At 73.4% G+C, this 8,926-nt stretch carries 8 protein-coding genes, 1 other RNA gene and 1 pseudogene; 7 read left to right on the forward strand and 3 right to left on the reverse strand.

From position 1 onward, the window contains the following. Window positions 1-111 precede the first annotated feature (111 nt). Window positions 112-1,554, forward strand: a complete 1,443-nt coding sequence (locus AOK03_RS20990) for an RNB domain-containing ribonuclease (RefSeq protein WP_055566859.1) — start codon at window positions 112-114, stop codon at window positions 1,552-1,554. Here the strand turns inward: AOK03_RS20990 and AOK03_RS20995 are convergent. Then, the gene (locus tag AOK03_RS20995; RefSeq protein ID WP_244177680.1) at window positions 1,536-2,225 is read right to left on the reverse strand and encodes a hypothetical protein; all 690 of its coding nucleotides are present in this window, start codon (window positions 2,223-2,225) and stop codon (window positions 1,536-1,538) included. The genes AOK03_RS20990 and AOK03_RS20995 overlap by 19 nt on opposite strands. Next, a complete protein-coding gene (locus tag AOK03_RS21000; RefSeq protein WP_063792534.1) occupies window positions 2,222-3,097 on the reverse strand; it encodes a MerR family transcriptional regulator in 876 nt (291 codons plus the stop codon). The genes AOK03_RS20995 and AOK03_RS21000 overlap by 4 nt, the downstream gene beginning before the upstream one ends. A 255-nt stretch (window positions 3,098-3,352) precedes the next feature. Between AOK03_RS21000 and AOK03_RS21005 the strand changes: the two genes are divergently transcribed. From AOK03_RS21005 to AOK03_RS21020, 5 genes and pseudogenes are all read left to right on the forward strand, one after another. Then, window positions 3,353-3,778 carry a TetR/AcrR family transcriptional regulator gene (locus tag AOK03_RS21005; RefSeq protein WP_107098047.1) on the forward strand — a complete coding sequence of 142 codons (426 nt, stop codon included), beginning with the start codon at window positions 3,353-3,355 and terminating at the stop codon, window positions 3,776-3,778. Between the two features lie 39 nt (window positions 3,779-3,817). Next, complete coding sequence (locus tag AOK03_RS21010) at window positions 3,818-4,666, forward strand: AraC family transcriptional regulator (protein ID WP_055566860.1); 849 nt, start codon at window positions 3,818-3,820, stop codon at window positions 4,664-4,666. A gap of 19 nt (window positions 4,667-4,685) precedes the next feature. Continuing rightward, a pseudogene (locus AOK03_RS45215) lies at window positions 4,686-5,468 on the forward strand (DMT family transporter); the annotation flags it as partial. A gap of 118 nt (window positions 5,469-5,586) precedes the next feature. Then, window positions 5,587-6,004, forward strand: an RNA gene (gene rnpB / locus AOK03_RS21035) — RNase P RNA component class A. Window positions 6,005-6,119: 115 nt separating this feature from the next. After that, entirely contained in the window at window positions 6,120-7,520 is a 1,401-nt protein-coding gene (locus AOK03_RS21020; RefSeq protein ID WP_055566862.1) for a DEAD/DEAH box helicase, read from the forward strand. A gap of 58 nt (window positions 7,521-7,578) precedes the next feature. On the opposite strand, the gene AOK03_RS21025 is transcribed toward AOK03_RS21020, so the two are convergent. Then, a complete protein-coding gene (locus AOK03_RS21025) occupies window positions 7,579-7,797 on the reverse strand; it encodes a response regulator transcription factor (RefSeq protein ID WP_055566863.1) in 219 nt (72 codons plus the stop codon). Between the two features lie 257 nt (window positions 7,798-8,054). Here AOK03_RS21025 and AOK03_RS21030 point away from each other — a divergent pair. After that, window positions 8,055-8,926 (forward strand): MFS transporter (locus AOK03_RS21030; RefSeq protein ID WP_157869020.1); only part of this gene is annotated, 872 nt, incomplete at its 3' end.

Raw genomic sequence — 8,926 nt, forward strand, 5'->3', positions numbered from 1 at the left:
GGATTAGGGGCACCCCCGGGGGGCCCGCCCCGGTGCGGGGGGCCGATGACCGTTGAAGCCTGGCGCATGCCATCACGTGCTGCGGAGAGAGCCTGGACATACGCTCGGGTCATGCCCCGTCGCCACCTCCGCGTGACCGGCGCAGCCGAGGCCCCCCTGCGGGCCGCGCTGCGTGATCTGCGTACGAGACTCGACGTACCCGAGGAGTTCCCCGCCGACGTCCTCGCGGACGCCACGCGGGCCGCCGCGTCGCCCCGGCTCCCTGAGCACGACGCCACGGACCTGCCCCTCTTCACCGTCGATCCGCCCACCTCCGTCGACCTGGACCAGGCGATGCACCTGGCGCGGCGCGACGGCGGCGGGTTCCGGGTGACGTATGCGATCGCCGATGTCGCCGCGTATGTGACGCCCGGCGGGCCGCTCGATGCCGAGGCCCATCGCCGGGTCACCACCCTGTACTTCCCCGACGAGAAGGTTCCGCTGCATCCCACCTCGCTGAGCGAGGGCGCCGCCAGTCTGCTGCCGGGGCAGACCTGCCCGGCCGTGCTGTGGACGATCGACCTGGACGGGGCAGGCCGTGCCGAGCGGACCGACGTACGTCGCGCCCTCGTCCGCAGCCGCGCGAAGCTCGACTACGCAGGGGTGCAGGAGGCCATCGACAGCGGCACCGCGGAGGAGCCCGTCGCGCTGCTGCGGGACATCGGCCGACTGCGCGAGCAGTTGGAGGTCGAGCGCGGCGGCATCTCGCTGGACGTGCCCGAGCAGGAGATCGTCGAGCGCGACGGAGCGTACGAGCTGGGCTTCCGCGCCCCGCTCCCCGCCGACGGCTGGAACGCGCAGATCTCGCTGCTCACCGGCATGGCCGCCGCCGAGCTCATGATCGCCTCCGGTACGGGCGTGCTGCGGACGCTGCCCACCGCCCCCGACGGCGCCGTGAGCCGCCTGCGCCGCACCGCGGGGGCGCTGCACATCGACTGGCCGCACCACATGTCGTACGCGCAGCTCGTCCGCTCCCTCGACCCCCGCCGCTCGCACCACGCGGCCTTCCTCCAGGAGTGCACGACGCTGCTGCGCGGCGCGGGCTACACGACGTTCCGCGGCGGCGAGGTCCCCGAGCTCACCACGCACGCCGCGGTCGCCGCCCCCTACACCCACTGCACCGCCCCCCTGCGCCGTCTCGTCGACCGCTACGCCTCCGAGCTCTGCCTCGCGGCCTGCGCCGACGCGCCGCCCCCGGAGTGGGTGCTCGCCGCCCTGGACGAGCTGCCCAAGGAGATGGCGGACGGCACGCGGCGCGGCAACACCGTGGAGCGGGAGTGCGTGGACCTGGTCGAGGCCGCGCTGCTGGAGGGGCGGGTCGGCGAGATGTTCGACGCGGTGGTGGTGGACGTCAAGGAGGGCGAACCTGCGGTCGGGACCGTCCAGCTGGCGGAGCCCGCGATCGTGGCCCGGATCGAGGGCGGCTCGGCGAAGCTGCCCCTGGGGGAGCGGCTGCGGGTCCGGCTCACCCGGGCGGACCCGGGCGCCGCGAAGGTTCAGTTCGCGCCCGCGTGATGGTGGTCGGCTGATCGTGCGGCGAGCTGATCCTTGAGTGCCGCGAGGAGTTGTGCGGGGTCGTCCGCCTGCAGCCGGACCGTCGTCACCTCGCGGCGCTTCCCCAGGAGGCCGACGGCGGTCACGGGTTCGGTCAGCCTCAGGGTGATGGACGTCGTCGAGGCGACCGGCAGGTCCAGCACGCCGTCGGCGGGCCCGTGCGTGAACAGCCGCTCGGCGCGCACGGCGTCCACCAGCGCGAGCGGTATCCGCAGGTCCCGGTGCGCGCCCTGGCGCACTCGCAGCGCGTCCGGCGAGAGCACGTGCGGCCGGGTGACGGACGCGGCGTGGATGCCGATCATCAGGATCACGCTGTAGACGTCGATGACCAGCATCACGGTGTGGGCGGTCGGGTAGCCGCGCAGCAGCACGGCCATCCCGAATGCCTCGACGACGCAGACGAACGTCAGGCCGTACATGATCGGCGCCTGACCGCGGGCGTGACCGAAGGCCCGCTCGCCCGCCGTCCTGTCGACGCCGTGCCGTCGCCGGGTCATCCACAGCGCGAGGCTGAGCACAATGCGCAGTTCGTGTCCGACGAGCCGTCGCAGGGGGGTCGGTACCGCCGTCTTGAGGCGCTCCGTCCAGGGGGTGGGCCTGGTGTGCTCGGTGTGCCCCGGGCGGTTGCTCATGGCTTGTCTCCCTTCTCCGGCGGGTTCTCCGGCAAGGTCTCCGGCGGTGCGGGCGTGCCGCGTTCCGCGAGCAGTCTCATCGCGCGGCGCACCGCCTCCGCCTGCGCGGGCGCGAAGTCGGCGTAGAAGGCGTCCAGGAAGCCGTCGTCGCGGGGGCCGCGGCCGTCGGCCACCGCCAGCGCGCCCGCCACCCCGAGCTCCGCCAGGAGCGAGTCCGGCAGCATGCCGGCGAGCGTCCGCGCCGCCTCGTCCACCGCGGCGTCCGTGCGCGGATCCGCGAGGTCGGCGTCGGCGAGGGCGTCGAGGCGCGCGTACACCTCGTGGGCCCGCTCCGCCGCGCCCGGCGCGCCGAACGCCGGGCGGAGCGCGGTGAGGAAGGCGTCCCGGTCCTCCGGCGACGCGGTGGTGTCGAGCAGGACGAGGAAGGCGCGGTCCTTGGCCGCCATCGCGGACTCGGGGGCCGAATGCCCCGGCGCCGAGCGGGCCATCTCGCCGAAGAAGTCGGCCAGTTCGGGGGAGACGGGGCCCTCCGGAGTGAGGCGGCCGCGCTCCGCGTCGTCGAGCAGGGACCGCAGCCGTGCCCTGCGTTCGCGGATCGCGGCCTCCTGCCGGGCGAGGTCCGCGTCCAGTTCGCCGAGGACCTCGGCGAGCTCGCGGCCCGCGTCGTCCGCCAGTACGTCCCGCACCTCGGCCAGGCCGAGGCCGAGCTCGGTCAGCCGCCGGACGCGGGCCAGGACGACGGCGTGCCGCAGTCCGTACTCGCGGTAGCCGTTGGGGCGCCGCTCGGGCTCGGGCAGCAGGCCCTGGTGGTGGTAGTGCCGGATGGCGCGCGTGGTGACGCCGACGAGGGCGGCGAGTTCTCCGATCCGCATGAGCTCAGTAGAAACGTTGACGCTGCGGCAAGGTCAAGCGCGTGGTGCGGCGGGCGCGTCAGGGAGTCCCGCGTCGGCCCCCTGGCTCGCCCGCATCTCGTACGATCGCGCCTTCGGCTGTGGACCGCGTACGAAGGACGGCTTCCAGCGTGTCTGACCAGCACGAGCACCAGCGGCACCAGCACCTCACCCCCCGCGTCAGGGAGATCGTCGCCGCCGCCCGCCCTGGAGGAGTCCGGCGCCGAGAAGCTCACGATGCGCTCGCTCGCCGACCGGCTCGGCATCAAGGCTCCCTCCCTCTACAAGCACTTCCCCGACAAGTCCGCGGTGGAGGTGGAGCTGATCGCGCAGCTGCCCGACGAGTCCGCGGCGGTCTGCGAGACCGCCGCCCCCGGCTCCCTCGACGCCCTGACCGAGGCCTACCACGCCTACGCCCTGCGCCACCCCCACCTCTACCGCCTGGCCACCGAACGCCCCCTGCCGCGCCACGCCCTCCCGCAGGGCCTGGAGGAGCGGGCCGCCGCACTCCTGATGCGGGCCTGCGGCGGGGACACCGATCTGGCCCGCGACACCTGGGCGTTCGCGCACGGCATGGTCATCCTGGAGATCCACGGACCGTTTCCCGACGGCGCGGACCTCGGGGCGGCATGGAAGAGGGGCGCGCGGGCGTTGGACCGGTGAGACGGCGGGGCGGCGATCCATCGGGGGAGCGGACAGCGCATGAACGGCGGGGACACGAAGGCGGGCCGGACCCGCGAGCAGGCGGTGTGGGCCCGCGCCCCGCTCGGACCGTGCGGCCCGCCCCTCGACCTGCTGACCGCCCGCTTCGACCGGCACCGCTACGCGCCGCACTTCCACGAGGAGTTCACCGTCGGCGTCTGCGTCGGCGGCTCCGAGGTCATCGACTACCGCGGCGGGCGGCTCGACATCGGGCCCGGCTCCATCGTCGTCCTCGGCCCCGGCGAGGTGCACACGGGCGGCCCCGGCGCGACGGGCGGCTACGCCTACCGGGCCATGTACCCGGCGCTGCCCCTCCTCGCCGAGGGCACCGCCGCCCTGCCGCACTTCCGCGACCCGGTGGTGGACGACCCCGAACTGGCCGCCGCCCTGCGCGCCGCCCACACCGAACTGAGCGCGCACGCCGACCCGCTGGAGGCCGAGTCCCGGATCCCGTGGCTGCTCACCGCCCTCGCCCGCAGACACGGCACCGCCCGCCCCCTCGACGACCGCGTCCCCGGCGCCGACCGCATCGCCCGCACCGTGCGCGGCCGGCTCGCCGACGAACTCCTGACCCCGCCCACCCTCACCGAACTCGCCGCTCCGCTCGGCCTGTCCCGCTACCAACTCCTGCGCGCCTTCCGTACGTCGACGGGGATGCCGCCCTACGCCTGGCTCGCCCAGCACCGCGTGACCCGGGCCCGTGCCCACCTGGAGGCGGGCCTGCGCCCCTCCGAAGTGGCTCCTCTGGTGGGCTTCGCCGACCAGGCGCACCTGACCCGCTGGTTCCGCCGGGTGCTCGGGGTGACCCCGGCGGCGTACCGCAACAGCGTTCAAGACACCGGGCGGTGAGGCGGCCGAAACTGCCCGCATGACGGCACGCGCCTGGTTCCTCTTCTCGCTCATGGGTGTCCTGTGGGGCATCCCCTATCTCATGATCAAAGTGGCGGTCGACAGCGATCTGTCGCCGTCGGTGGTGGTCTTCACGCGCTGTGCCCTCGGCGCGGCACTCCTGCTCCCGTTCGCCGTGCGGCAGGGCGGGCTCACCGGCGTGCTCAGGACGCACTGGCGTCCCGTGCTGGCCTTCGCCTGCGTGGAGATCCTCGGCCCGTGGTGGACCCTGACCGACGCCGAACGCCGCATCTCCAGCTCCACCGCCGGTCTCCTCATCGCCGCCGTCCCGATCATCGGCGCCCTCCTCGCCCGCTTCTTCGGCGACACGGAACGCCTCGGCGCACGCCGCCTCACCGGCCTCGGCCTCGGCCTGGCGGGCGTCGCCGTCCTCACGGTGCCCCACCTGACGGGCGGCGACGCCTGGTCCCTCACGGAGGTCATGCTGACCGCCCTCGGGTACGCCGTCGCCCCACTGATCGTCGCCCGGCACCTGCGCGGCGTCCCCACCCTGCAGCTGATCGCGCCCTGCCTGGCCCTGGCCGCGCTCGTCTACGCCCCCGCCGCGGCGGCGTCCCGGCCCCGGGCCGTGCCCGACACGGCGACCCTGGCATCGCTGGCGGGCCTCGGCGTCATCTGCACCGCCCTGGCCTTCGTCGTCTTCCTCGAACTGATCAGGGAGGCGGGGCCGACCCGCGCGGTCGTCTTCACGTACGTCAACCCGGCCGTGGCGGTGGCGGCGGGCGCCACCTTCCTCGACGAGCCGCTGACGGGGGACGTCGTGGCGGCCTTCGCCCTGATCCTCGCCGGATCGTTCCTGGCGACGGCGGCCACGGCACCGGGCCGGGGGGACCGGCGGGTACCATGGTCGGCACGGCAGACGAGCCGGGCGGGCGGCCGCGTGAAGACCCCTTCGGGGGCCCTTCCCGAGGAACGTCCGGGCTCCACAGGGCAAGGTGGTGGCTAACGGCCACCCGGGGTGACCCGCGGGACAGTGCCACAGAGAACAGACCGCCGGGGACCGCAAGGCCCTCGGTAAGGGTGAAACGGTGGTGTAAGAGACCACCAGCGCCTGAGGCGACTCAGGCGGCTAGGTAAACCCCACCTGGAGCAAGGTCAAGAGGAGACGCCTCTTCTCAGGAAAAGGCGTTTCTGCGCGGACGATCGAGGGCTGCCCGCCCGAGTCCGCGGGTAGACCGCACGAGGCCGGCAGCAATGCCGGCCCTAGATGGATGGCCGTCACCGCGACGTCCGCGAGGACCCGCGGTACAGAACCCGGCGTACAGCCCGGCTCGTCTGCCCCACCCGCTCCGGCCCCGGCCGGAGCGGAGCTCCACTCAGGCCCGCGCCCGCTGGGCCGAAGCCTGCCGGGCCTTCCTCGGTACGCGTACGCTCCCGATGCGGAAGGCTCGCCATGACCCCCCAGGACCGCCCCGGCACTCCGGTCGCCGCGGACTCACCCTCCCCGGCCGCCCCGGCCTCCTCGTTCGCGGACCTGGGCCTGCCCGCCGCGCTGCTGCGGACGCTCGACGGGCTCGGTGTGACCGAGCCCTTCCCGATCCAGGCCGCCACCCTGCCCAGCGCCCTCGCCGGCCGGGACGTCCTGGGACGCGGGCGCACCGGCTCCGGCAAGACGCTCGCCTTCGGCCTGCCCCTGCTCGCGCGCACCGCCGGGCGGCGCGCCGAGCCCAAGCAGCCCCTCGCGCTGGTCCTGGTGCCCACCCGTGAGCTCGCCCAGCAGGTCACCGAGGCACTCACGCCGTACGCGGAGGCGCTGCGGCTGCGGCTGGCCACGGTCGTCGGCGGCATGTCGATCGGGCGGCAGGCCGCCGCGCTGCGCGACGGCGCCGAGGTCGTCGTGGCCACCCCCGGACGGCTGCACGACCTCATCGACCGCAAGGACTGCCGCCTGGGGCGGGTCCGTATCACCGTCCTCGACGAGGCCGACCAGATGTGCGACATGGGCTTCCTGCCGCAGGTCACGGAGGCCCTCGACCAGGTGCGCCCGGACGGGCAGCGGATGCTGTTCTCGGCCACCCTGGACCGTGACGTCGACCAGCTGGTCAGCGGTTACCTCAACGACCCCGTCGTCCACTCCGTCGACCCGTCCGCGGGCGCGGTCACGACGATGGAGCACCACGTCCTGGTCGTCCACGGCCCCGACCGGTACGCCGTCGTCACGGAGATCGCCGCCCGCGACGGCCGCGTCCTGCTCTTCCTGGACACCAAGCACGCCGTCGACCGGCTCACCCGGCACCTGCGGGACAGCGGCGTCCACGCCGCGGCCCTGCACAGCGGCAAGTCCCAGCCGCAGCGCAGCCGGACCCTCGCACAGTTCAAGGACGGCCAGGTCACCGTCCTCGTGGCGACCAACGTCGCGGCCCGCGGCCTGCACGTCGACGACCTCGACCTCGTCGTCAACGTCGATCCGCCGACCGACCCCAAGGACTATCTGCACCGCGCGGGCCGCACCGCACGGGCCGGTGAGTCCGGCCGGGTCGTCACCCTGGTGCTGTCCGCGCAGCGGCGCGACATGAGCCGCGTGGCCACCGAGGCGGGCATCGAGGCCACCGTCACCAAGGTGCGCTCGGGAGAGGCCCAGCTGACCCGGATCACCGGGGCGAAGGCCCCCTCGGGCACCCCGCTCGACGGCGGCCCCGGCACCGGCCGCAAGAACACCAACGCCCCCTTCCGCGGCCTGGGCACCACCAAGGACGCCTCCCGCGGCACGGGCGGCAAGTCGTCCCGCAAGTCCGGCGAGGCCCGCAAGCTCGCGGAGGCCCGCAGGGCCGCACGCGTGCGGCGCGGGAGCTGACTGCACCGCGGCACTTCCTGCCCTCCCCTCGACGGGCAGGACGTCCCCCCGAGCGGCGTCAGCAGTCCTCCGTGCGGCTGAGGTGGATCAGATGGGCCACCGTGGGCGCGGTGCGCTTGCTGCGGATGCGGCGCAGATACGTGCTCACGGTGTGCACGCTGATGCCCAGACGCCGGGCGATCTGCTTGTGGGAGAGGCCTGCCGCGATATGGGCCAGCACCTGACGTTCCCTGTGGGACAACGCCGGTGGGTTCGGGGGGCGGCTGCTTACTGGCATCTTCCCTCCGGGAGGGACTGTCAACAGGTACGACGGCTGTGGCCGCAACGTGATCTAACCATGGTCGTGAAGAAACAGAAAGGAAACCCCGCACACCCAGGGGAGACGTGGCGTTACTGAGCGCGACGGATGGTGTCAAGTCCCCAATTCGAGGGACTGTGTGCGCGCTTCGGGGCGGGTGAGTGTGAAGACGGCCTCGGCTGAGCGCAGCCGTGCACGTTCTCGATGGCGCCCGGCGCGTGGACCAGGGGGGAAGCTTGCGGCACTTTCGCCTGCTCGTCGTGGGCAACGGCATATCGGCGTACGGCAGTTACCTGAACATGGTCGCCCTCAACGTCTTCATCTATGAGGTGACCGACAGCGCCCTGGCCGCGGGGATCTTCATGGCCGTACGCCTGTTGACCAGTGTCGTCTCCGGCTTTGTGAGCGGACGGCTGGTCTCGGCGTACGACCGCAAGAGGTTGATGGTCGGCGCCGATCTCACGCAGTGCGCCGCCATGATAGCGCTGCTCATCGCTCCCGACGGGGGACGTGCGGGGCTGTTGTACGTGCTGGCCGTCGTGACGGGATTCTGCTCGACCCTCTCCGGCGTCGCGCTGCGCAGCAGCATCCCCGAGATCGTCGGCGGCGAGCTGCGCCTGCGGGCCAACTCGCTCCTCGCGACCGGGCGTTCGCTCGCCATGATCGCCGGTTTCGCCTCCGCGGGTGTCGTGGTCGCGCAACTGGGATACGTCGCCGCCATCTCCCTGGACGCCGCCACCTTCGCGGTCTCCGCCTGCGTGCTGCTCTCCCTTCCGATCCGTACGAGAGCGGAGCGGGAGAAGTCGGACGAGCGGGGCAAGGAGGAGGCGGGAGGTGCGCAGGCCGCTCGGGAGAAGGCGGTCAAGGGCGCCGCCGGGGAAGGGGTCGGCGCGCTGCTCCTGTTGCGTGCCGCGCCCGTCCTCGCCCTGATGATCGCGCTCAGGGCCGCGGACGGCCTCGGCTCCTCGTCCCACAACGTGGCCCTGCCGGTCTACTCCAGCGACCTCGACCCGTCCCATCCGGCCACGTTCGTCAGCCAGTTCTGGGCCACGTGGGCCATCGGCAACATCGTCATGCAGCAGCTGTGCGGACGGTGGGCGGGGCGCGG

Source organism: Streptomyces atriruber (assembly GCF_001418325.1).
Taxonomy (GTDB): Bacteria; Actinomycetota; Actinomycetes; order Streptomycetales; family Streptomycetaceae; genus Streptomyces; species Streptomyces atriruber.